This is a genomic window from Cellulomonas avistercoris (assembly GCF_014836445.1).
In the GTDB taxonomy this organism is placed as follows: domain Bacteria; phylum Actinomycetota; class Actinomycetes; order Actinomycetales; family Cellulomonadaceae; genus Cellulomonas; species Cellulomonas avistercoris.
Genome location: NZ_JACSQV010000008.1, coordinates 1 through 21,573 on the forward strand (window position 1 = coordinate 1; position 21,573 = coordinate 21,573).

Consider the following 21,573-nt stretch of genomic DNA (forward strand, 5'->3'; position numbering starts at 1 on the left):
CGCCACGCCCGTCCCGTGGGCGCCCTCGCGCTCCTCGTCGCGCTGCTCGCGCTGGTGGGCCCCACCGGGCCGGCGTCCGCCGCGACGACCGAGCCCGACCCCGCGCCCACCGGCACCGTCACGTGGACCGTCCAGCCGGCGACCGCCGAGGGCCCCGACGGCCGCATCTCGCTGCGGCACGTGCTCGACCCCGGCGCGACGGTCACGGAGCACGTCACCGTCACCAACTTCAGCGAGCGGGCGGCCACCTTCCTCGTGTACGCCGCGGACGGCATGGTCTCCGGCTCCGGCGACTTCGACGTCCCCGGTGCGGGCGCGACCGCCGACGGCGGCGCGTGGGTGGAGCTCGGGGAGGTCCCGGGCGCGCAGCGTGTCGACGGCACCCTGGAGCTCACGCTCGACGCTGGCGCCGCCGTGACCGTCCCGCTGACGATCACCGTCCCCGCCGACGCGACACCTGGCGACCACCCCGCGGGCGTCGTCGCCGAGCTCGTCAGCGGCGACGACGTGCGCCTGGCCGCACGCGTGGGCACCCGGCTGCACCTGCGCGTCGCCGGGGACGTCGTCGCCGCGCTCGAGCCGCAGGACGTCGTCACGCGGTGGGAGCCGTCGTGGAACCCCTTCGCCCCCGGCACCGTGCACGTGAGCTACCGCGTCGCCAACACCGGCGACGTCCGGCTGGCCGCCCGGGCCGTGACCACGCTCGCGGGCCCGTTCGGCGCGGGCGCGACCGAGGACGCCACCGACGTCCGCGAGGTGCTGCCCGGGCAGTCGGCGCTGGTCGAGGCCGAGCTGGAGATGTGGCCGGTCGTCCGTGCCACGGGGCACGTCGACGCCCGGCCGTGGGTCGTCGGCGACGACGTCGTCGACGCCGCCCTGCGCACGGGGACCGCCCAGGTCACCGTGTGGGCGGTGCCGTGGTCGCAGCTCGCGCTGCTCGTGCTCGTCGTGGGCGGTGTGCTCGGTGTCCGCTGGTGGCGCCGCCGCTCGGCCCGGCAGGTGCAGGCCCGCATCGACGCGGCGCTGGCGGAGGCCGGGGTGCCCGGTGCGTCGTCGGACGCGGCCGGGCCGCGCACGCCCGTGGCGTGACGCGGTCCGGCCGCGCGAGCGCCCGCCGGCCGGTCAGGACCCCGGGCCCACCGTGGACATGAAGATCGAGAACGCGATGCCGATGACCGGCAGCAGGAGCCCGAAGCGCCACCACAGGTTGACGTCCGTGCGACCCTCGGGGTCCAGCGCTCGCCCCTCCTCGTTCGAGATCGGCTGCTGCGCCCACCCGGCCTCGGTGGCCGTCGCGAGCAGGTAGCCGGACGGCCACGAGAAGCGGAACAGCCAGAACAGGTGGAAGTGGCCCCAGATGCGCACGAGCGCACGCCCCGGGTCGAGGTCAGCGGTCTTGGAGCGTCGGCCCCAGCCGAAGAAGATCACGTTGGCGTCCTGGGAGGTCGGTCCGATGGGTCGCCCGCAGCCTAGGGTGGCCGCACGTCCGTGATGTCCCGTTTTCCACAGCAATCGACCGGACGGGTGCCGGGGTGATCTGCGCGAGGCCACCCGTCCGGCCGAGCGGCCGGACGGACGCACGAGCCGGCCGGGACGGACGCACGAGCGGCCACCACCCACCGGATCGCTCTCTCACCCGGGGGGTGGAACCCCCTTCCTGGCGTGAGAGAGCAATCCGGTCGCGCGACGCCGGGCGGTCCCGGTGAGGGGTCAGAAGTCGAAGAGGTCCTCGAGCCACGACTCCTTCTTCTTGCGCTTGCGGCCGTCGTGGCCGCGGTCGTCCCGCCCCCGGTCGTACCCGCGGTCGTCGCGCCCGCTGTCGTAGCGGGGACGGTCGTAGCCGGGTGCGTCGTACCCGCGGGGCTCCGGGGTGCCGTAGGCGGGCGCGCCGTACGGCGGCGCGGGAGCGGCGCCGGGGACGGCCCGCGGGTCGACGCCCGGGGCTGCGGGCGACGTCGACGCGGCGCGGTCGATGATCTTGTCGAGCTCGCCACGGTCCAGCCAGATGCCGCGGCACACGGGGCAGTAGTCGATCTCGACGCCCTGGCGCTCGGTCATCACGAGCTGGGTCTGGTCCACGGGGCACTGCATGGCGTGATCCTCACGTCGACGGCGGGAGGACGAACCTACGCGAACCCGCTGTGCGCCGCGTGGTCGTCGTCGAGCGGGTCGGGGCGCGGCGGGGCGACGCCCAGCCTGGCGGCGAGCGCCATCGCGTCGAACGGCGCGCGCACCTTGACGTCGTTGTCGAAGTAGACGTGCACGTCGCGGGGCCGGTCCGCCGCCGCGGGGCTCACCCGCGGACCGTCCGGCGGCGGCGTGCCCGTGGACCACGCGCGGACCTTCGCGGCCCACGCGTCGAGCGCGTCGTCGTCGTACCCCGACACGTACAGCTCGCTGTGCCCGTGCAGCCGCACGTAGACGACGTCGCTGGTCAGGTCCTCGAGGTGCGGCCACCGGCCGGCCGTGTCGGCGACGACGAGGCCCACGTCGTGGGCACGCAGGAGCGCGGGGAACGCGGGGTCGAGGAACGTGTCGTGCCGGACCTCCAGCACGTGGCGCAGCGGGCGGTCCGCCTCGACGGTCGTCAGGGCACGGCCCTCGGGGACCTTGTCGTCGTGGTGCGCGGCGAGCTCGGCCGCAGCGGCGGTCGAGCGGGGCAGGAGATCGAAGAACCGTGCGAGGCGGTCGGGGTCGAACCCCAGGTTCGGGGGCAGCTGCCACAGCACGGGCCCGGTGCGGTCCTCGAGCGCCAGGACGCCCGACGCGAAGAAGTTCGCCAACGGCGTCTCGACGCCCGCGAGCTTCTTCATGTGCGTGACGAAGCGCGGCCCCTTGATCGCGAACACGAACCCGTCGGGGGTGTCCGCGCGCCACGCGCGGTAGCTGTCGGGGCGCTGCAACGAGTAGAACGAGCCGTTGATCTCGATCGACCCCAGGCGCCGCGCCGCGTACTCCAGCTCGCGGCGCTGCGGCAGGCCCGGCGGGTAGAACTCCCCGCGCCACGGGGCGTACCGCCAGCCGGAGATGCCGATCCGCACCTCGCCCGCCTGCCCCATGCCCGCGACTCTAGGAGAGGCGGCGGCGCGCTGCCCGCCCGGCCCGGGCGGTGCGCGTGCGGCCGGGCGCGACGGCGGCAGGGGTGCTGGGATGGAGCCATGGAATTCCGCTACCTCGGCAGCTCGGGGCTCAAGATCTCCGAGATCACCTACGGCAACTGGCTCACGCACGGCTCGCAGGTCGAGAACGAGACCGCGGCGCAGTGCGTCCGCGCCGCGCTCGACGCGGGCATCTCGACGTTCGACACCGCCGACGTCTACGCGAACACCAAGGCGGAGAGCGTCCTCGGCGAGGCGCTCCAGGGCGAGCGGCGCGAGTCGCTCGAGATCTTCACCAAGGTCTACTGGCCGACCGGCCCGGGCGGCAAGAACGACGTCGGGCTCTCGCGCAAGCACATCATGGAGTCGATCAACGGCTCGCTGCGGCGCCTGCAGACCGACTACGTCGACCTCTACCAGGCCCACCGGTACGACACCGAGACGCCGCTCGAGGAGACGATGCAGGCGTTCGCGGACGTCGTGCGCCAGGGCAAGGCCCTGTACATCGGCGTCAGCGAGTGGACCGCCGACCAGCTCCGCGCGGGCCACGCGCTCGCGAAGGACCTGGGCGTGCAGCTCATCTCGAGCCAGCCGCAGTACTCGATGCTGTGGCGCGTGATCGAGGACGAGGTCGTCCCGACGTCGCGCGAGCTCGGCATCTCGCAGATCGTCTGGTCGCCCGTCGCCCAGGGCGTGCTCACCGGCAAGTACCGGCCCGGTCAGCAGCCGCCGGCCGGGTCGCGCGCCACGGACGAGAAGGGCGGCGCGAACATGATCAAGCGGTTCATGAACGACGACGTCCTCACCCGCGTGCAGGGCCTGCAGCCTGTCGCCGACGAGCTGGGCCTGTCGATGGCGCAGCTCGCGATCGCGTGGGTGCTGCAGAACGACAACGTCGCCGCCGCGCTGATCGGAGCGTCGCGCCCCGAGCAGGTCACCGAGAACGTCAAGGCCGCCGGCGTGCGGATCCCGGCCGAGGCGATGGCACGGATCGACGAGGTCCTCGGCGACGTCGTCGAGCGCGACCCGCGCAGGACCGCCGAGACGGCGCCGCAGAAGCGCCCGGTCTGACGTCACGTCCCGGGCGGGCGGGGTCCCGCCCGGGACGGGTGCGTCCAGGTGCGCGGGCTACCCTGAGGCGAGTCCCGGACCTGAGGAGGACGCCGTGCGCGACCGCGCCAAGCGCACCCGGACCGTCGCCGTCGTCGTGGTGGCGGCCCTGGTCGGCTCCACCCTGCTCGGGGCCCTGGCCGCCCTCGGCGGCGGGGGCAGGTCGACGGTGCAGATCCCGTCGCAGGGGCCGTGGACGGTGCTCGTCGCCGCGGACCTGCGGACGGCCGCGACGTGCGCGCAGGACCCGGCGGTGGCCGACGCCTACGTCAGCCAGGAGGCCCCGGCGGCGGGCGGCGGGATCACCATGGCGTCCGACGCCCGCGTCGACGACGTCGAGCGGGTGGTCCAGTGCCTCGCCCGCGTGATCGACCCGGCGCTCATCGAGGTCGTGCAGGCGTCCCCGGCGGCATGACGTCGGGCGGCTGGAGGTCGGGCGGCTGGACGACCGTCGCGTCGCTCGTCGCCCCCGCGGCCCGTGCGGCCGCCACCGTCGCTTCGACACCGGTGAGCGGCCCCTCGACGAGCAGCGGCTGACCCTCCCCCGTCCCGCCCGACCACCGCACAGCGGCACCCGCCGGCGGCCGGAACACGACCCCGGGCGGCAGCTGCACGACCGCGGCGGCGCGCACCGACGGGTCGTCGACGGGCCGGACGCGCACCGCGCGGACGTGCGGCAGCCGCTCGACCGTGCGGGCCAGCAGGCGGGCGCGACGCTCACCGGCGCGGAAGGTCATCACGACGACCCCGTCGTCGCCCTGGACGTCGCCCGTGGCGAGGGAGTCGACGTTCACGCCGCGGGTCGAGAACACGCCCGCGAGCGCGGAGATCGCACCGGTGCGGTGCTCGGTGCGGAACCAGCCGACCCAGCGGGTGTCGTCGTCGGCGCGGTCCGCGCCCGTCGGCCCCGTCATCGTGACCCCTCGGCTGCGGCCGTCCACGGTGCCGTGCCCGCGGCGATCACGCCGGCCGCGGCAGCCAGCCGCGCGTCCTCGTCGGGCGGCAGGGCGTCGAGCAGCACGCGCGTCCACCCCTCGGGGCCCAGGACGAGCGGCACGCCGAGCACCCCGTGCACCGGTGCCCCGCCGACGGCGACCTCCCCGGCGAGCGCGACCTGCCCGGCGACGACCATCTCGCGCCCGTCCAGGACGGTCTCGAGCAGGTCGATGGTCGCCGACGCCGTGCCGGTGGCGGTCTTGGCGCCGGACTGGTGCGTCATCCACGGCCGCGCGAGGGCCCGCAGGTCGGGGGGCCAGGAGTCGATGAGCGCGAACGCGGCCGCGACGTCCGTGGCGGCGACGTCGAGCAGGTCCGTCTTGGCCTGCTGGATCTCGGCCGGGAACGTCGTCAGCGTGCGCGCCCCCCGCAGCCGCGCCACGGCCCGCTCGCGCTCGGCGACGTCCAGGCCGCTGATGCGCACGGTCGACCACAGCGGGACGGCGTCGTCACCGTGCTGCCCGGCCACGAACCCGCCGACGCGGTGCCGGCGCACCCCGAGCTGCACGGCGACCTCGCGGCGGAACCGCAGCGTGTCGAGCCACGCCCCCATCCCGACGACCCGGTGACGTCCCAGCCGCTCGGCCATGATCGCCACGCCGAGCTCGACGGGGTTGGCCACGACGACCACGACCTCGCTGCCGGACCCGTGCGCCGCCAGGGCGTCGGCGTACGCACGGAAGACCGCGGCGTTGGCCTCGGCGAGCTCGGTGCGGCTGGGCGGCACGCCGCCGGAGCGCGGCGGGACCGTGCGACCGGCCGCCACGACGACGACGTCGGCGACCACGTCGTCGGGGTCCAGCGCGACGTCCAGCACCGGCGCGTGCTCGTCGTACGCGTCGACGAGGTCGGCACGCAGACCGTGCACGGCCCGGCCGGACGCACCCCCGGGCCGTCCGACCAGCTGCAGCCGCGACGTCGTCGGCAGCACCTGCCGCTCGACGAGCTGCGTGCAGATCTGCCGCCCGACGTCTCCCGTCGCCCCGAGCACCGCCACGTCCATGCAGGTCAGGCTACGGGCGCCAGGTGTCGCGCACGTTGCGCGGCAGGTCGGGCCCTGGTGGGCGGCGGTGCACGGTGGCGCTCGACCTGCGCGGCGGGCCGGGACTGGCCACGATGGGCCGATGACCGCAGACGCCGTGACGCCCGCACACCCCCGCACGGCGACGGGTGCGCGGCCGTGACCGCCGGTCTCGTCGTCCTCGGGGCCACCGGAGACCTCACGGCCCGCTACGTCCTGCCCGGGCTCGCGCGGGTCGAGCCCCTGGTCGACGGCGGTCTGCGGCTCGTCGGCGTCGCGAACGACGACCTCGACGACGACGGGTTCCGCGCGCTGGTGCGCGAGAAGGTCGCGGGCCACGCGGACGGACGCGTGGACCCCGCGGTCGGGGCGCTGGTCGACCGGGCGGTCTGGGTGCACGGCGACGTCACCGACCCCGCGACGCTGAGCGCGGCGATCGCCGCGTGCGAGGTGAGCGACGCCGACCCGCTCGTGGTGTACCTCGCGCTGCCGCACGTGCTGTTCCTGCCGGTCGTGCACGCACTCGCGGAGGTCGACCTGCCGAGCGGCGTGCGGGTCGTCGTCGAGAAGCCCTTCGGGGAGGACCTGGCGGGGGCCGTCGAGCTCAACGCCGCCCTGGCCCGGCTGCTGCCCGAGGACCAGATCTTCCGCGTCGACCACTTCCTCGCCAAGCAGACCGTGCTCAACCTGCTGGGCCTGCGGTTCGCCAACCGGATCCTCGAGCCGCTGTGGACCAGCACGGACGTGGCCTCCGTCGACATCGTCTTCGACGAGACCGTGGACGCGCAGTCACGCGCGTCGTACTACGACCGGTCCGGCGCGCTGCGTGACATGGTCCAGAACCACCTGCTGCAGCTGCTGACGTACGTCGCGATGGAGCCGCCGACGTCGATGGCGCCCGCGGACCTCGCGTCGCGCAAGGCCGACGTGCTCAAGGCCGTCCGGACGCCGGACCGCGAGTCCGTCGCGCGCTGGACACGCCGCGGGCGGTACACGGCCGGCGAGGTCGACGGGCGCGCGGTCGACGGGTACACCGACGCCCCCGGCGTCGACGCCGACCGCGGGATCGAGACGTACGCCGAGGTCACGCTGCACGTCGACACGTGGCGCTGGTCGGGCGTGCCGTTCCGCCTGCGCACGGGCAAGGCGCTGTCCGCGGACCGGCGCGAGATCGTCGTGCGGTTCCGTGACGTGCCGCTGCACGTCTTCGACGGCCCGGCGCCCGTGCGCAACGAGCTGCGTCTGCAGCTCGACCCGGACCGCATGTCCCTGGACCTCAACGTCAACGGCATCGACGACCCGTTCAAGCTGGAGACGGTCACCCTCGACACCGAGCTGGCCCGGCAGGACCCCACGCCGTACGGGCAGCTGCTGCTGGCCGTGATCGACGGGGACACGCGGTTGTCCGCGCGGGCCACCGAGGCGGAGGAGGGCTGGCGCATCGTCGAGCCGATCCTCGCCGCGTGGGCGGACGGCGCGGTGCCGCTCGAGGAGTACCCGGCGGGCAGCGACGGGCCGTCCTGAGGCGTCAGAGCGAGCGCTGCCAGGCCACGATGCGGTCCGCCGCCTCGGCGACCACCTGCGGCGACGACGCGAACGACAGCCGCACCCAGTCGCGGCCGCCCACGGGGTCGAAGTCGGTGCCCGGGGTGATGGCCACGCCCGCCTCGTCGAGCAGGCGCGCGCAGTACGTCACCGCGTCCAGGCCCGTCACCGACACGTCGCCGTACAGGTAGAACGCCCCGTCGGCGGGCGCCACGGGATCCCAGCCGAGGTCCGGCAGGCGGTCCAGCAGCAGCCGGCGCGAGTCGGCGTACCGCTCGACGTTGGCGCGCGCCGCCGCCATGCCGTCGGCGCTGAACGCCGCGACGCCCGCGTGCTGCGCGAGCGCCGGCGGGCACAGCGCGACGTTGCCCGCGAGCGCGTCGACGGGCGTGACGAGGTCGTCGGGCAGGACCAGCCAGCCCAGGCGCCAACCCGTCATGGCCCAGTACTTGGAGAACGAGTTCACGACGACGGCGCCCGTGCCGAGGTACTGCGCCGCGGTGGCGGTCGCGGGGGTCGTGCCGGCCGCGTCGGCGTAGGTGATGCCGTGGTAGATCTCGTCGCTGACGAGGCGGACCCCGTGCTCGCCGCACCACGCGGCGAGGGCCGCGAGCTCGTCGGGCTCGATCATCGTGCCCGTCGGGTTGGCGGGGCTGGCGACGACGAGCCCCGCGACCGGCTCGTCGAGCGCCTCGAGCTGCGCGACCGTCGGCTGGTAGCGCTGCTCGGGCCCGCACGGCAGGTCGACGACCTCGCAGCCCAGCGCCGTCAGGATGTTCGCGTACGCCGGGTACCCGGGGCGGGCCAGGGCCACGCGGTCGCCGACGTCGAACGCCGCGAGGAACGCGAGCATGAACCCGCCGGACGAGCCGGTGGTCACCGCGACGCGCCGCGCGTCCACGTCGACGCCGTACGTGTCGCCGTAGTGCGCCGCGATCGCCGCGCGCAGGCCCGGCGCCCCCAGCGACTCGGTGTACCCGAGGTCCCCCGACGTCAGCAGCTCGATCGCCCGCTGCCGCACGACGTCCGACGCCCCCGTCGACGGCTCGCCCGCGCACAGGCTGAGCACGTGCTCCCCCGCGGCGCGGCGCGCGTTGGCGGCGGCCAGGATCTCCATGACGGCGAACGGCGGGACGTGCGCGCGGGCGGCGACCTTCATGGGGTCAGTCTGCCGCGCGGGGGCCGCGGGAACGTCCGGATGGCCTCGAGGTTCACGGGAGGTCACCAGCGGCCCGGACCAGCGCGTCCATCGCCCGCTGCGCGCGGAGCACGTCACCAGCGCTCACGGACCCTGCCGCGTAGCCGGCCTGGGTCTTGAGCGCCAGCAGCGTCTGGAGATGCCGCGCCAGGGCGCCGTCGGCAGACCTCAGGAGCTCGACCAACTCGTGATGGCTCTCGCTGCGCGAGTAGTGGCCCAGGCGCGCGCAGCAGACGGCGTCCGCTGCGGCGATGCCGGCATGGACGGCCAACGTGACGTAGGCGTCTGCGATGTCGCTCGGCCTGGCCGCCAGCTCCAGCTGGTCCGCCGCTACCCCGGCGAACTGCCTGGCCTTCGCGAGCCGACCGGCGCGAACCGCCGGCGTCGAGGCCTGGAGCCTCATCACGCAGCGGCCACGAGCCCGAGCGCACGGCGGAGCCAGCGCTCGTCACCTGCGACCGACCGACCCTCCCGCGCAGCGTTCTCCAGCACCGGACGCAGTGCCGGGTCGTGGCGGACCTGGCCCTCGGTGAGCACGAGGGCCTGGGCCTCGTTCCCGGTCCACGCCCGGATGCGCCCCTGCAAAGCTCTCGCCGACGGATCGACGTCGTCGGGGTCCACCGTCGCGGTGACGACCACGAGCACGTCGATGTCGGATGTCGTCGTGGCCTCACCGCGCGCCCAGGATCCGAAGACCGCCGCGTAGAGCGGCGCGACGGGCCACTGCGCGATGTCCTGCTCGATACGGTGCAAGAGCTCGGTCGGCTGCGACGCGAGCAACCTGATCGCGGGCGCTGCGACGTGGTCGACGTTCAGCCGGTAGACCACGGCATGACCCGCGGGCGTCGCCAGCACGACGCCCTGCTCCGTCAGGCGCTCGAGCGTCCGTCGTACACCGTCGACCGACCTGTTCGGGATCAACCGCTGCAGCTGCCCAGCCGTGAACATCGCACCCTCGGCCCGCGCGAGCCTCATCAGCACGTCGGCATCAAGGGTGGGGGCCACCACGGCGAACGGACGCTGCACATCCATATGACGAGGATAGTCGACGATCGTCGAACATTGTCGACACTCGTCGAGTTTTCTCGACGATCACCCCACCGGGACGAGCGGCCGGCGCGCGACCGTCAGCACGTGCGTGTCCGGCCAGTCGACGGCTGCGCCCGTCACCGGGTCGCGCAGCGCGGCACCCACGCTCAGGCGGTGCTCGACCAGCCAGTCGTTGCGCCACGGGCCGCTGCCGGGGTCGAGCTCGAAGCCGACGCCCGTCAGCAGGTCCGTCCAGTCGTCGCCGGTCAGGTCGCAGAACCGCTCGTGGCACTCCGAGAGCCAGGAGTCCGTGTAGTCGCGCGTGCACAGGTACTCCATGGCGGTGCGCAGGGTGGTGCGCGCGACGCTGCGGTCCGGCCCGCGCTCGACCCACTCGACCTTCACGTCGGCGCCGGACAGCGCCGGGAAGTCCTGCGCGAACTGCACGAGCCGCGCCGCGGGCGACAGCCCCGCGACGTGCGCGGCGGCCTGCGCGCGCTCCAGCCCCGACAGGTCGCGGGCCGGCACGTCCGCGTCGCCGTCGAGCACCAGGTCGACGACCCGCTCGGGGTCCGCCGGGCCCAGCACGTCGGAGTTGATCCACACCCCGCCGGGACGCGTGTGCTCGAAGATGCGCCGCGCCAGCAGCTCGAGGTCGGCGCGACCGTCCCCGTAGCTCGCGATCTCGTGCGTGAGCGCGATCGTCGTCGTCGTGTCGACGGACCGCTCCGGGAAGACCGGGCCGAGCAGCAGGTTGCGCTGCGCGAAGAACACGTTGGGGTTGGCGAAAACGCCCTGGTCCCGGCGGTGCTCCGCCTCGGCGACGAGGTGCCGCGACACGTCGACGCCGTACAGGTCGGACTCCGCGAGGCGCGGGTCGCGGGCCGCGCGCTCCAGCAGGCCACCGGCCGCGCACCCGAGGTCGACGACCCGCCCGGGCCGCACGTGCGGCGCGACCTGCTCCCACTTGCGGTCCGACGCGTCGTCGAAGGCGGCCGTGTACGTCGCGTAGTCGCGGGTCTCGGTGAGGTCGCCGTCGTCCTGCACCGTCGGGTCGGTGTGGACGAGCCGCACCTGCGCGTCGAGCCGGTACCGCTCGTAGTACGCGACGGCCTGCGGGTCGGCGAGGGTGCGCCACGCGTCGTCGCCCGCGACCATCCGCTCGAGGACGTCCCACGGCCGCGCCGGGTCGCCCGGTGCGCCGGCCTCGACCGTCGCGATGCGGAAGCCCTCGGCGGCGTACATGGCTGCGACCTCGGGCGTCGAGCACGCGACGACGGTGTCGTGCGGTGCCAGCGCCTCGCCCAGGACCAGCTCCGACGTGGCCAGGACGGTGTGCGCGAACCGGGGGCTGGGCGGCACGTCGGCCACCGGGACGACGAGCGACGGAAGGCCCGCGCGCGTCGTCACCGCCTCGATCATGGCCTCGCGGCGGTGCGCCGGGACGGGGTTGCGCCGCGTGCCGCTGTGCGACGCGGAGGTCAGCGCCCACACGACCCGCGCGTCGGGGGCGCAGGTCACGGGCTCGCCGTCGGCGTCGCGGACGCGGCCCGCGAGCAGGTCGGTCAGGTACGCGACCTGGAAGGCGGTGACCAGGTGGTGGCGACCGGGGAACAGGACGTGGCGGATCGGGGCGGGCACAGCGAGCACCGTGCCACACGTCGGCGCGATCTCCCGTCCCCTGCGCGGGTGAGGTGCGCCGGGCGGTGTCAGTCCGCGGCCGCGTCGCGGTAGGCGAGAGCCTGGCGGACGTGGGCGACGATGCCGTCGGCGGCGGCCTCCACCTCGGCGAGCGTGGTCTCGAAGCCCTCCTCCGGGCCGTACCAGGGGTCGTCGACGTCCAGCACGCTCTCGGGCTGCCCGGGCTCGGCCGGCGCCGCCGGGTCGAAGCTGCGGTACATGCGGATGCGGGAGGTCGCGGCGGGGTCGCCGCCCGCGAGCCGGCGCAGCGAGCGCGCGTGCGTGGCGGTCATCGGCAGCACCAGGTCCCGCTCGAGGAGGTGCTCCGGGCGGACCTGGCGGGCGCGGTGGCCCTCGCCCGTCGGGTAGCCGTGGCGGCGCAGGACGGACCGTGCGCGCCAGTCGACGGGGTTGCCGTCCTCCTCGTCGCTGATGCCCGTCGAGTCGACCTCGACCACGTCGGCGAGGCCCGCGTCGGCCAGCCGGCGGCGCAGCACGATCTCGGCCATGGGTGACCGGCAGATGTTGCCGGTGCAGACGGTCATCACGCGGTAAGGACGAGGCACCGCGACATCCTCGCAGGTCACGCCGCTCCCGTTACCGTTCCGTGATGATCGTCACCACGGCGTGGGCCCGCTTCACTCGTCCGTGTGGAGGCCGGTCGGCGCCGGGTATGCCCGGCTACAGTGGCCGCGTGCCGACGACGACGCGCAGCGCGACCGCCCTGGCCGTCGCCTGCGCCGTCGTGCTCCTGCTGCCCGCGTGCCGGCCCACCGCGGGCCCGGCCGCGTCGCCCGTCGCCGCTACGCCGGCCGCCACCGCGTCCGCCGACGCCGCCGCCCCCACGGAGGCGCCCGAGGCGACCGCCTCACCCACCACGGGCGCTGCGACGCCGTCCTTGACGACCGGCCCGACCCCCGCCGCGAGCACGCCCGCGCCGGTCGCCACGCCCACGCCCGGCCCGACGACCGCACCGCGCACCGTGACGCTCCCGGCACCCGGGGCGCGGTTCGAGTACCAGCTGGGTGGCGCCGACGAGCCGGCCGACGACACCGCGGTGGTCGTCCGGGACTCCACGGCCGCGCCCACCGGCCGCTACGACGTCTGCTACGTCAACGGCTTCCAGACCCAGCCCTCCCAGACCGAGCGGCTGCTGCGCACCGAGCCCGCGCTCGTGCTGCACCACGACGGTGAGCCCGTGCGGGACGACGGCTGGCCCGACGAGGTCCTCTACGACCTGACCACCCCCGAGCTGCGGGCACGTGTCGCCGAGCGCGTCGGGCACGTGATCGACGCGTGCGCCGCCGCCGGGTTCGACGCCGTCGAGGTCGACAACCTCGACTCCTACACGCGCTCGCTGGGCCGCATCACGCCCGCCGACACGCTCGCGTACACGGCGCTGCTCGTCGAGCGCGCGCACGCCGCCGGGCTGGCCTTCGCGCAGAAGAACACGGCCGAGCTGACGACGCAGGTCAGGGCGCTGGGTGCGGACCTCGTCGTCGCCGAGGAGTGCCGCGAGTGGCAGGAGTGCGACGTGTACACGGCCGCGTACCCGGTGGTGCTCGACGTCGAGTACGACCGTGCGGCGTTCGACGCCGCGTGCGCCGAGCAGTCGGACCCCGCGACGCGGGCGGCGGGCCTCTCGGTGGTCCTGCGCGACCGCGACGTGTCCCCACGCGGCGCACCGGGCGCGGTCCACGACGCCTGCTGACGGCGGGCCCGACGGCCCCGGCGATCCCGCGAGCGGTGGGCCCTGCGGGCCACGTGGGCGCCGGTCGTCGTCGCGGCGACGGAAGATGGTGGGGTGGAGCGGCCAGGTGACCAGGCGCAGCGACTCGTCACCGCCGTGCGCATGCGCGACGCCGCGACCGTCCTGCACCTCGACGCCGACGCGTTCTTCGCGGCCGTCGAGCAGCGCGACAAGCCGTCGCTGCGTGGCAAGCCGGTGCTGGTCGGCGGCGTCGGCGGACGGGGTGTCGTGTCGACCGCGTCGTACGAGGCGCGCCGCGCGGGCGCGCGCTCCGCGATGCCCATGGCACGGGCCCGTCGCCTGACCCCGGCCGCCGCGGTGCTCGTGCCCCGGTTCGCCGCGTACGCCGCGTACTCGCAGGTCATCATGGGCGTCCTGCGCGAGCTGACGCCCGCGGTCGAGCCGCTGTCGATCGACGAGGCGTTCGCCGACCTCACGCAGGCACCCGGCGGCACGCCCGAGCCCGAGGACGCCGCCGCGCAGGTCCAGGCGCGCGTCGCCGAGCTCACGGGGCTGACCGTGTCCGTCGGGGTGGGCCGCTCCAAGCTCGTCGCCAAGATCGCCTCCGACCTGCGCAAGCCCGGGGGCGTCGTCGTGGTGCGGCCGCAGGACGAGGACGACGTGCTGCTGCCGCTCGACGTGCGGACCGTGCCGGGCGTCGGCCCCGCGACGCAGGGCGCGCTCGAGCGGCTCGGCGTGCGCACGGTCGCGGACCTGCGCCGGCAGCCGCTCGACACCCTGACGATGACGCTCGGCGAGGCGCACGGCACGGGGCTGTACCTCATGTCGCGCGGCCTGGACGACCGGCCCGTCGTCACGACGACCGAGCGCAAGTCCGCCGGCGCCGAGCGCACGTTCGCGGTCGACCTGCGGGGCCGCGACGTCGTGCTGTCCGCCGTGGACGACGTCGTCGACGAGGCCCTGCAGCGGCTCGAGCGCCACGGCGGTGCCGCCCGGACCGTCGTCGCCAAGGTCCGCTACGCCGACTTCTCGACCGTCACGCGCTCGGTCACGTTCCCCCACCCCACCGCGTCGGACGCCGACCTGCGCGACGCCGCCCGCAAGGCCGTGCTCGCGGCGGGCGTCGTCGAGCCCGTGCGCCTGCTGGGCGTCGCGTTCCACGCGCTGTCGCCGCACGCGCAGCTCGCGCTCGACCTCGACGCCCACCTGTTCGACGCGCCGCGGCGTGCCGTGGTCGGCGAGCACGACCACGTCGGCGGGCGGCTGGCGGAGGGGCCGGACGGCCCGGACGACGGCCCACCGGACGACACCGCCGGCACACGCCTGCCCGACGGCAGCACGGCACAGGGTCTCGACGACGTCGTGGCGGAGCTCGTCGAGGACGACGCGCGGCTGGTCGGCGCGGAGAAGGCCGTCGTCGGGCGGCCGCTCGGCGGCTCCCAGGTGGGGCGGCCGCTCGACGAGTCGAATGCGCGGCCCGGGCTCGACGTCGAGCACGCCACGCTCGGCCGCGGCTGGGTCGTGCACGTGCGCGGCCGGGAGGCGACCGTGCGGTTCGAGACGGCCCTGACCCCGCCCGCCCGCTCGCGCGTCCTCGACCTCGACGAGGACCCGCTCGTGCTCGTCGACCCCGTCGGTGTCACACCGCCGTCGGCCGTGCCGCCCGAGCTGCGCGACGACGCCTGAGGGCGGCGAGGAGCGCGGCGGCGCCGGCACCCGCGAGCGCACCGGCGACCAGCTGCACGGCGAGCTCGGCCCCCGTCAGCGCGTCCGCGATCCCCGAGAGCACGAGGGTCGCCACCAGGAGCAGCGCGAGGAGGGCGAGCTCCAGGACCGTCCACCACCGTGTGCCGGTCCGGCGGGTCCGCACGGTGCTGTCGGCCGCGACGACGAGCATCGCCGCGAGGGCCGCGGGGCCGAGGTCGGTCAGCGCCCACGCCAGGACCAGGACACCGCCGGCCGTGGCGCGCAGCCAGCGGTCGCCGTCGCGGTACCAGCGCGGCGCGTCGGGGTCGGTGGACGGGTCGTCGCGGTAGTCGCGCGCGGCCACGGGCGGCGCGCTCGGGATGCCGGGACGGGCCTGGTCGGCGCTCATCCGCACATCCTGTCGGACGCGCAAGGCCCAGGTGACCGGTTCGCCCCGACCCGTCGGCGACGAGCACGCCGGAGCGCTCGGTGGCCTGTGGACGACCGCCGACGGCCGTGGCGCGGCAACCCTACGGTTCACCCGGATCCCCCCGAGACGGACACATCGGAGCAGAACATGACACGACATGCCCTCGCCCTGCTGCTGGTCGCCGGCACCCTCGTCGGCTGCAGCGCGGCGCCCTCCCCGACGACGTCCGACCCGCGGCCGACGCCTACGCCGTCGACCAGCCCCACACCGCTCACCGCACCGGTGTCCACCGACGCGCTGGTCGACCGTGGACTCACCGCCGAGCCGGTGCCGGGCTCCGTCGGCACTGCGGTCGGGGTCGAGCCGTGTCCCGACGTCGAGACGGACGGCTACGGGACCTACTCGCGCGTGTGCCTGCGCGACGACGCACCGATCCTCGCCTTCGACCCTCAGGGTCCCTACAGCTGGTTGGCCCTCGGCGTGCCCTACCCTGTGCGACCGGACTTCACCGCGGCGCAGATCCCCGTCGCGGCGCGGTTCCTCCTCGGCGCCCTGGCGGACCCTGTGACGCAGTGGGACGACTCGCCGGCGGCCTGGGCACGCACGAACGCCGAGCTGGACACCCTGTTCGGCGAGCCGGGACACGACCTGCGGCCCGAGGACCCCGCCTCGGATGCGGTCATGGGGCTGTTCGACGCGGGCGGCTGGCGAGGGGCTGCCGGGCTCCGCCCGGCCGCCACCACGGCGGGGCAGACGCGCACCCGCGTCGACACGCTCGAGATCTCCGGCCTCTCGGGGTCGTCGGTGGGCGAGGCCACGGTGGAGAACCAGGGCCTGACGGTCGACGTCAAGGCCGTGACGTCGGCGGTCGTCCTCGACGACCACGTCGCGTGGGAGCTGCGCCGCGGTGTGCTGGCCCACGTCCGCTCCGTGCAGTCCACCGGGCTCGTCGACGGCGTCGAGTGGAGCGCCTGGCACGCGGTGGGCCGAGAGGTCGCCGGCGGCGTCGATGCGTTGCCGGTGCTCGCGACGCAGGCCGCGGTACCGGACGGATGGGTGGTCCGCGACGAGGTTCCCGGTCTGTCCTTCGCGCTGCCGCCGGACGCAGGCGAGCCGGAGGTGACGACCGGCGACGAACCGGGCACGACCTACACGTACACGTTCGCCGACAGCGGTGCGCAGGTCCGTGTCGAGCGGCGCTACGTCCCACGAGGCGACGCCGGTCGATGGTTCGCGAGGCGCGACCACGAGAGCTACGGGCTGCGGGTCCCCGGCATCCGCTACGCCGCAGCCGAGGCGGGGACCAGCCCACGGGGCCGCTACCTCGTGACGGTCGACCTGGTCACCGAGCCGCCGGCCGACCCCGAGGGCGGCGACGACCAGGTCGGCGCGTACACGGTGACGTGGGAGTCCACCGGGCAGACGGCCACCGAGGAGATCCGTGAGCGGATCGGGACGTTCAGCCACTCCTGGGGGTGACGCGGCGCCCCACGTGGGGCCGGGATGTCGGAGATGCCGCCATCTGCGGTCATGCCGCCATCCCGGCCGAACACGGCCGGTCACGTGCGCGGTTCGGAGCCGCCTTCCACGGGCTCGAGGCGGTGGGCCGCCTCCTCCGTCATCACCACAGGGTGTAGCCCCCGTCGACCACCATCACCGACCCGGTCACGAAGCTCGACGCGTCGCTCGCGAGGTACAGGGCGCAGGGTGAGATCTCGTCCGGCGACGCGTACCTCTGCATCGGCACCTCGTCGACCCAGTAGTGCCGGTACTCGGGGAGATCGATGTCGGCGATCTCCGTCTTGACGTAGCCCGGCGCGATCGCGTTCACGCGCACCTTCGACGGCGCCCACTCGGCTGCCAGCGACCGTGTGAGGTGGTGGACCGCCGCCTTCGACACGCCGTACGGCGAGTGCCACTGCGGGCGGTTGACGATGAGCCCCGACATGGAGCCGATGTTGACGATCGACCCGGTGCGACGCTCGACCATCTGCCGTGCGACGACCTGGCTCGCCTTCCAGACGCCCTGGAGGTTGACGGCGAACAGCCGGTCCCACTCGTCGTCGGGCAGCGTCAGCGCGTCCGCGTGGAAGCCGATGCCGGCGTTGTTGACCAGGACGTCCACGGGCCCGGCGGTACGGGTGACCTCCTCGACCATCCGCTCGAGGTCGGAACGCTCGGAGACGTCGACCCGGACGGCGAACGCCTGGAGGCCCGCCGCGTGGAGCTCCGCGACGGCACGCTCGTTGCGCTCCTCGTCGCGGGCGGCGATCGCGACGGTCGCGCCGGCCTCCGCGAGGGCCTGCGCGATGCCGCGGCCGATCCCGCGGTTGCCGCCGGTGACGACGGCAACCCTGCCGTCGAGCCGGAACTTGTCGAGCACGGACACGGTGGTCCTCCTAGGTGAGCGGGTCGGGGTGGTGGTGACGCCCGGAGGCGTCCGAGGTCGAGGGCGGCACGACGACGACCCTGTCGGCGCGTGACCGCGTGAGACCGATGACCTCGGCGTTGCGCTGGTCCGTGCCCAGCGACCGTTCGCGCGCCTCGTCGACGGACCGTCCGTGGCCCACGTGCCGCGCGATGAGACGCTCGATGCGCACGTCCTCGCCCGGGTCGACGTACCAGCACGCGTCGAGCAGCTCGCTGACCTGCGACCATCCCGGCTGGTCGACGAGCAGGTAGTTGCCCTCGGTGATGACCAGGCGGACGTCACGCCGGACCGGCACGGCGCACGCGATCGGCTCCTCGAGGTCCCGGTCGAAGCGCGGGGCGTACACGACGTCCTCGTCGGCGGCGCGCAGCCGACGCAGCAGGTTGACGTAGCCGAGGGCGTCGAACGTGTCGGGCGCACCCTTGCGCTCGTGCCTGCCGAGCCGGTCGAGCTCCTCCTGCGCGAGGTGGAACCCGTCCATCCCCACGAGCACGGCCACGTCGGCCAGCGCGGCCGCGAGGTGCTCACCCAGTGTCGACTTCCCCGAGCCCGGTGACCCGGTGATGCCGAGGACGACGCGCCGCCGGTCCCCGAGCAGGGCACGCGCGTCCGCCACGAGGTCGTCGAGCAGGTCGTACTCCACCTCGTCGGTGTCGTTCGTCATGCGGAGCGGTCCTTCCAGGTCGGCGGGGCGTCGGGGGCAGTGGCCGCCGCGGCGGTCAGCACGGGGTCGGTGACGGCTGACTCGAGCTCGCTCGCCTCGGTCGCACCGGTCATCACCGCGACGACCTCCGACATCGAGGTCGTCCCCGGCCGGACCAGCGCCGCACGCCTGCCGAGCCGGTGGATGTGGATGCGGTCGGCGACCTGGAAGACGTTCGGGATGTTGTGGCTGATGAGGACGACCGGCAGACCCTGGTCACGGACCCGCTGGATCAGGTCGAGCACCTGGTTGGTCTCACGTACGCCGAGCGCTGCGGTCGGCTCGTCCATGACGACGACACGACGTCCCCAGGCTGCGGCGCGTGCCACGGCCACGGCCTGACGCTGCCCACCCGAGAGGTTCTCGACCGCCTGGCGCACCGACTGGATGCGGATGCCGAGGTCGGCCATGTGGTCGGCCGCCTCCTGGCGCATCCGCTTCTTGTCCAGGCGTCGTAGCACCGTTCCCATGACGCCCGGCATGCGGTGCTCGCGGCCCAGGTACAGGTTCTGCGTGACGTCGAGCGCCGGGGCCACCGCGAGCTCCTGGTACACGGTCTCGATGCCGGCGCGTCGTGCGTCGAGCGGGCTGCGGAACCGCACCTCCTCGCCGTCGAGGACGATGGTGCCGGCGTCCGGCACGACCGCCCCCGTGAGGGACTTGATGAGGGTCGACTTGCCGGCGCCGTTGTCGCCCACGACGGCGAGGATCTCCCCGGCCGCGAGCTCGAAGTCGGCGCCGTCCATCGCCAGGACGTGCCCGTACCGCTTGTCGAGGCCCCGTCCTGTGAGGACCAGCGGTGTCGTCTCGCTCATGACTTGTTCCTCCTGCGCACCAGCTGGTCGAACCCGACCGCCGCGATCACCAGGACACCGACGGCGACCTGCTGGTAGAGCGAGTCGATGCCCGCCTGCGTGAGTCCGTTCTGCAGGACCGAGACGATGAGGGCGCCGACGACCGTGCCCGCCACCCCACCACGCCCGCCGAACAGCGACGTGCCGCCGATGACGACGGCCGTGATGGTGTCGAGGTTCGCCGTCTGGTAGCCCGACGGGTCACCGATGGGCGTGCGGCCGAGCGCCGCGAGGGCCGCGACCGCGTAGATCAGGCCCGCCACGAGGTACACGCTGAACAGCACGCGGGAGACCTTGATGCCGGTGAGCCGGGCGGCGTGCGGCGAGTCGCCGACGGCGTAGACGCGGGTGCCCCACGCCGTCTGCGTCAGCGCGTAGCCCAGCGCGAGGGCGAGCAGCAGCCAGAGCATCGTGCCGTACGTGATCTTGGCGCCCCCGACGACCGGGCCGGAGCCCAGCAGCCGCAGGACGTCGGACGTCACCGGGTAGCTCGCGGAGCTCGTGTAGAGGCGCGTCGCCGCGGCGATGACGGTCAGCGTCCCGAGCGTCACGATGAACGGCGGGAGATTCCAGCGGGCCACGACGAGGCCGTTCACCGCCCCCATGAGCGCACACCCGAGGAAGCCGATCAGCACCGCGACGAGCACGTTGCCCTCGCCTGCGAGCCGGGCGATGAGCACGGTCCCCAGGACCATGATCGCGCCGGCCGACAGGTCGATGCCCGCGGTGAGGATGATGAGCGTCTGCCCCAGCGCGAGCGTGCCGATGACCACGGACTGCTGAAGGACGAGCGACACGTTGGCGGGGTTGAGGAACGTGTCCGTCGTGAGGGAGAAGGCGACGACCGCGACGGCGAGCGCGGCGAGCGGACCCGCCAGCTGCCGCGACATCGCGCTCCTGACCAGGTCGGCGACCCGCTCGGGGAGAGCCCGCTGCGGCGCGAGCCCTCCCCTGCGCGCGTCGCCGGCTGCCACGGGCACCAGCGACTCGTTCACGTGCTACTCGCCCCAGCAGTTCTTCAGGCCCCACTCCGACGTCTCCGAGTCGATGCCGTCGACCGGCTCGTCGGTGATGAGCACGGTGCCGGAGTTGATGAGCCCCTCGGGCCGCGTCCCGCTCGCGACGAACTCCACGATCGCGTCGACCGCCATCTCGCCCATGCGGGTGGGGAACTGCATGACGGTCGCGCCGATGGTGCCGTCCTTCACGCTGCGCACGCCGGCGCAGCTGCCGTCGATCGAGGTGACGAGCACCTGGTCCTCGACACCGGCCCCGCTGATCGCGGCGAACGCGCCCTGCGCGGCCGGCTCGTTGATCGTGTACAGGACGTTGATGTCGCGGTGCGCGGACAGCAGGTTCTCCATCGCCGTCTGCCCGGTCTCGAAGTTCGACTCGGTCAGCGCGGTGCCGGCGATCTCCGGGGAGTCGTCGGTGATGCCGAAGCCGTCGAGGAAGCCGTCGTGCCGTGCGGCGGCTGTCTTGTCGGCGAGGTCGTAGTCGAGCATGGCGACGCGCGCCTCGGCGTCACCGAGCGACGCCTTGGCCCACTGGCCCATGAGGCGGCCACCCTCGAAGTTGTCCGTCTCGAACGACGCGGCAGCGGTGTCCAGCGGGTCGAGGGACGTGTTGACCGTCACGACCAGGATCCCGGCCGCGGTCGCCTGCTCGACGACGTCGACCAGCGCGGTCGCGCTCGCCGGGTCCAGCACGATGCCCTTCACGCCGCGGGCGATCATGTTCTCGATCGCCTTGACCTGGCTCTCGGTGTCGCCGGCGACCTTGGACTCGGCGGTCATGATCTCGAGCCCCTGCTTCTTCGCCTGGGCGACCGCTGCCTCCTGCAGCTTGGCGAAGAACGGGTTGGCGAGCTGCTGCTCGACGATGCCGATCGTGAACGTCTCGTCGGATCCGGCCGTGCTCCCGTCGCCGTCGCCCGCGGGGGACGGCTCGGGTGAGGTGCTGCACGCGGCGAGCGTGAGCGCGAGGGACAGACCGGCGGCGGCGAGCCCGGCACGCCGACGCGCAGCGTGCCCAGTGCGGTGAAGCCTCATTGCTTACCTCCTGAACGGTGGAGCGCGGCG

23 protein-coding genes are annotated in these 21,573 nt (G+C 74.3%); 7 read left to right on the plus strand and 16 right to left on the minus strand.

Annotated features, from left to right (window positions below; all coding sequences use genetic code 11):
• A partial coding sequence (locus tag H9657_RS10280) for a COG1470 family protein (RefSeq protein WP_225215094.1) occupies positions 1-1,089 on the plus strand: 1,089 nt, incomplete at its 5' end.
• Between the two features lie 33 nt (positions 1,090-1,122).
• Here H9657_RS10280 and H9657_RS10285 read toward each other — a convergent pair.
• The 3 genes from H9657_RS10285 to H9657_RS10295 form a co-directional block, all read right to left on the minus strand.
• Positions 1,123-1,428, minus strand: a complete 306-nt coding sequence (locus tag H9657_RS10285; protein WP_191783049.1) for a hypothetical protein — start codon at positions 1,426-1,428, stop codon at positions 1,123-1,125.
• Between the two features lie 282 nt (positions 1,429-1,710).
• Complete coding sequence (locus H9657_RS10290) at positions 1,711-2,091, minus strand: TFIIB-type zinc ribbon-containing protein (protein ID WP_191783051.1); 381 nt, start codon at positions 2,089-2,091, stop codon at positions 1,711-1,713.
• A gap of 35 nt (positions 2,092-2,126) precedes the next feature.
• Entirely contained in the window at positions 2,127-3,059 is a 933-nt protein-coding gene (locus H9657_RS10295) for a DUF72 domain-containing protein (protein WP_191783053.1), read from the minus strand.
• A 99-nt stretch (positions 3,060-3,158) separates the two neighbouring features.
• Between H9657_RS10295 and H9657_RS10300 the strand changes: the two genes are divergently transcribed.
• Together H9657_RS10300 and H9657_RS10305 are read left to right on the plus strand one after the other, a co-directional pair.
• A complete protein-coding gene (locus H9657_RS10300) occupies positions 3,159-4,169 on the plus strand; it encodes an aldo/keto reductase family protein (RefSeq protein ID WP_191783055.1) in 1,011 nt (336 codons plus the stop codon).
• Between the two features lie 94 nt (positions 4,170-4,263).
• Positions 4,264-4,623 (plus strand): hypothetical protein, encoded by a 360-nt coding sequence (locus tag H9657_RS10305; protein ID WP_191783057.1) that lies wholly within the window; start codon positions 4,264-4,266, stop codon positions 4,621-4,623.
• Here H9657_RS10305 and H9657_RS10310 read toward each other — a convergent pair.
• Both H9657_RS10310 and H9657_RS10315 read right to left on the minus strand, forming a co-directional pair.
• Complete coding sequence (locus H9657_RS10310; RefSeq protein ID WP_191783059.1) at positions 4,589-5,122, minus strand: ACT domain-containing protein; 534 nt, start codon at positions 5,120-5,122, stop codon at positions 4,589-4,591. The genes H9657_RS10305 and H9657_RS10310 overlap by 35 nt on opposite strands.
• On the minus strand, positions 5,119-6,207 hold the full coding sequence (locus H9657_RS10315; protein WP_191783061.1) for a lactate/malate family dehydrogenase: 1,089 nt from the start codon (positions 6,205-6,207) through the stop codon (positions 5,119-5,121). Before H9657_RS10315 ends, H9657_RS10310 begins: the two co-directional genes overlap by 4 nt.
• A gap of 177 nt (positions 6,208-6,384) precedes the next feature.
• On the opposite strand from H9657_RS10315, the gene H9657_RS10320 reads away from it, so the two are divergent.
• Positions 6,385-7,749 carry a glucose-6-phosphate dehydrogenase gene (locus tag H9657_RS10320; RefSeq protein WP_191783063.1) on the plus strand — a complete coding sequence of 455 codons (1,365 nt, stop codon included), beginning with the start codon at positions 6,385-6,387 and terminating at the stop codon, positions 7,747-7,749.
• Between the two features lie 4 nt (positions 7,750-7,753).
• On the opposite strand, the gene H9657_RS10325 is transcribed toward H9657_RS10320, so the two are convergent.
• The 5 genes from H9657_RS10325 to H9657_RS10345 form a co-directional block, all read right to left on the minus strand.
• Entirely contained in the window at positions 7,754-8,929 is a 1,176-nt protein-coding gene (locus H9657_RS10325; protein ID WP_191783065.1) for a pyridoxal phosphate-dependent aminotransferase, read from the minus strand.
• A gap of 52 nt (positions 8,930-8,981) precedes the next feature.
• Positions 8,982-9,371, minus strand: coding sequence for a hypothetical protein (locus H9657_RS10330; RefSeq protein WP_191783067.1), 390 nt, complete (start codon positions 9,369-9,371; stop codon positions 8,982-8,984).
• Positions 9,371-10,000 (minus strand): nucleotidyltransferase domain-containing protein, encoded by a 630-nt coding sequence (locus H9657_RS10335; RefSeq protein WP_191783069.1) that lies wholly within the window; start codon positions 9,998-10,000, stop codon positions 9,371-9,373. The genes H9657_RS10330 and H9657_RS10335 overlap by 1 nt, the downstream gene beginning before the upstream one ends.
• Positions 10,001-10,060: 60 nt before the next feature.
• The gene (locus H9657_RS10340; RefSeq protein ID WP_318241422.1) at positions 10,061-11,638 is read right to left on the minus strand and encodes a class I SAM-dependent methyltransferase; all 1,578 of its coding nucleotides are present in this window, start codon (positions 11,636-11,638) and stop codon (positions 10,061-10,063) included.
• Positions 11,639-11,706: 68 nt separating this feature from the next.
• Complete coding sequence (locus tag H9657_RS10345; protein ID WP_318241423.1) at positions 11,707-12,243, minus strand: low molecular weight protein-tyrosine-phosphatase; 537 nt, start codon at positions 12,241-12,243, stop codon at positions 11,707-11,709.
• 128 nt (positions 12,244-12,371) lie between these two features.
• Here H9657_RS10345 and H9657_RS10350 point away from each other — a divergent pair, with 128 nt between their 5' ends.
• Both H9657_RS10350 and H9657_RS10355 read left to right on the plus strand, forming a co-directional pair.
• The gene (locus H9657_RS10350) at positions 12,372-13,388 is read left to right on the plus strand and encodes an endo alpha-1,4 polygalactosaminidase (RefSeq protein ID WP_191783073.1); all 1,017 of its coding nucleotides are present in this window, start codon (positions 12,372-12,374) and stop codon (positions 13,386-13,388) included.
• Positions 13,389-13,481: 93 nt separating this feature from the next.
• Positions 13,482-15,074 (plus strand): DNA polymerase IV, encoded by a 1,593-nt coding sequence (locus H9657_RS10355; protein ID WP_191783075.1) that lies wholly within the window; start codon positions 13,482-13,484, stop codon positions 15,072-15,074.
• Here the strand turns inward: H9657_RS10355 and H9657_RS10360 are convergent.
• The gene (locus H9657_RS10360; RefSeq protein ID WP_191783077.1) at positions 15,028-15,483 is read right to left on the minus strand and encodes a hypothetical protein; all 456 of its coding nucleotides are present in this window, start codon (positions 15,481-15,483) and stop codon (positions 15,028-15,030) included. The two genes, H9657_RS10355 and H9657_RS10360, sit on opposite strands and share 47 nt — an antisense overlap.
• 168 nt (positions 15,484-15,651) lie before the next feature.
• Here H9657_RS10360 and H9657_RS10365 point away from each other — a divergent pair, with 168 nt between their 5' ends.
• Positions 15,652-16,983, plus strand: a complete 1,332-nt coding sequence (locus tag H9657_RS10365; protein ID WP_191783079.1) for a hypothetical protein — start codon at positions 15,652-15,654, stop codon at positions 16,981-16,983.
• Between the two features lie 142 nt (positions 16,984-17,125).
• On the opposite strand, the gene H9657_RS10370 is transcribed toward H9657_RS10365, so the two are convergent.
• Genes H9657_RS10370 through H9657_RS10390 form a run of 5 tightly spaced genes read right to left on the minus strand, consistent with a single transcriptional unit; the run spans position 17,126 to position 21,543 of the window.
• Positions 17,126-17,893 (minus strand): SDR family NAD(P)-dependent oxidoreductase, encoded by a 768-nt coding sequence (locus tag H9657_RS10370; protein WP_191783081.1) that lies wholly within the window; start codon positions 17,891-17,893, stop codon positions 17,126-17,128.
• Between the two features lie 10 nt (positions 17,894-17,903).
• Positions 17,904-18,599, minus strand: a complete 696-nt coding sequence (locus H9657_RS10375) for a nucleoside/nucleotide kinase family protein (protein ID WP_191783084.1) — start codon at positions 18,597-18,599, stop codon at positions 17,904-17,906.
• Positions 18,596-19,453, minus strand: a complete 858-nt coding sequence (locus H9657_RS10380) for an ATP-binding cassette domain-containing protein (RefSeq protein ID WP_191783086.1) — start codon at positions 19,451-19,453, stop codon at positions 18,596-18,598. Before H9657_RS10380 ends, H9657_RS10375 begins: the two co-directional genes overlap by 4 nt.
• On the minus strand, positions 19,450-20,487 hold the full coding sequence (locus tag H9657_RS10385) for an ABC transporter permease (RefSeq protein ID WP_318241424.1): 1,038 nt from the start codon (positions 20,485-20,487) through the stop codon (positions 19,450-19,452). Before H9657_RS10385 ends, H9657_RS10380 begins: the two co-directional genes overlap by 4 nt.
• A 3-nt stretch (positions 20,488-20,490) precedes the next feature.
• Complete coding sequence (locus H9657_RS10390) at positions 20,491-21,543, minus strand: substrate-binding domain-containing protein (protein WP_191783089.1); 1,053 nt, start codon at positions 21,541-21,543, stop codon at positions 20,491-20,493.
• Between the last annotated feature and the right edge of the window lie 30 nt (positions 21,544-21,573).

What these genes read in the sequence shown, in the direction of transcription:
- H9657_RS10290 (WP_191783051.1), bottom strand. Translation starts at nt 2,091, where the DNA reads ATGCAGTGCCCCGTGGACCAGACCCAGCTCGTGATGACCGAGCGCCAG.
- H9657_RS10295 (WP_191783053.1), bottom strand. Translation starts at nt 3,059, where the DNA reads ATGGGGCAGGCGGGCGAGGTGCGGATCGGCATCTCCGGCTGGCGGTAC.
- H9657_RS10300 (WP_191783055.1), top strand. Translation starts at nt 3,159, where the DNA reads ATGGAATTCCGCTACCTCGGCAGCTCGGGGCTCAAGATCTCCGAGATC.
- H9657_RS10310 (WP_191783059.1), bottom strand. Translation starts at nt 5,122, where the DNA reads ATGACGGGGCCGACGGGCGCGGACCGCGCCGACGACGACACCCGCTGG.
- H9657_RS10315 (WP_191783061.1), bottom strand. Translation starts at nt 6,207, where the DNA reads ATGGACGTGGCGGTGCTCGGGGCGACGGGAGACGTCGGGCGGCAGATC.
- H9657_RS10325 (WP_191783065.1), bottom strand. Translation starts at nt 8,929, where the DNA reads ATGAAGGTCGCCGCCCGCGCGCACGTCCCGCCGTTCGCCGTCATGGAG.
- H9657_RS10330 (WP_191783067.1), bottom strand. Translation starts at nt 9,371, where the DNA reads ATGAGGCTCCAGGCCTCGACGCCGGCGGTTCGCGCCGGTCGGCTCGCG.
- H9657_RS10335 (WP_191783069.1), bottom strand. Translation starts at nt 10,000, where the DNA reads ATGGATGTGCAGCGTCCGTTCGCCGTGGTGGCCCCCACCCTTGATGCC.
- H9657_RS10360 (WP_191783077.1), bottom strand. Translation starts at nt 15,483, where the DNA reads ATGAGCGCCGACCAGGCCCGTCCCGGCATCCCGAGCGCGCCGCCCGTG.
- H9657_RS10365 (WP_191783079.1), top strand. Translation starts at nt 15,652, where the DNA reads ATGACACGACATGCCCTCGCCCTGCTGCTGGTCGCCGGCACCCTCGTC.
- H9657_RS10375 (WP_191783084.1), bottom strand. Translation starts at nt 18,599, where the DNA reads ATGACGAACGACACCGACGAGGTGGAGTACGACCTGCTCGACGACCTC.
- H9657_RS10380 (WP_191783086.1), bottom strand. Translation starts at nt 19,453, where the DNA reads ATGAGCGAGACGACACCGCTGGTCCTCACAGGACGGGGCCTCGACAAG.
- H9657_RS10390 (WP_191783089.1), bottom strand. Translation starts at nt 21,543, where the DNA reads ATGAGGCTTCACCGCACTGGGCACGCTGCGCGTCGGCGTGCCGGGCTC.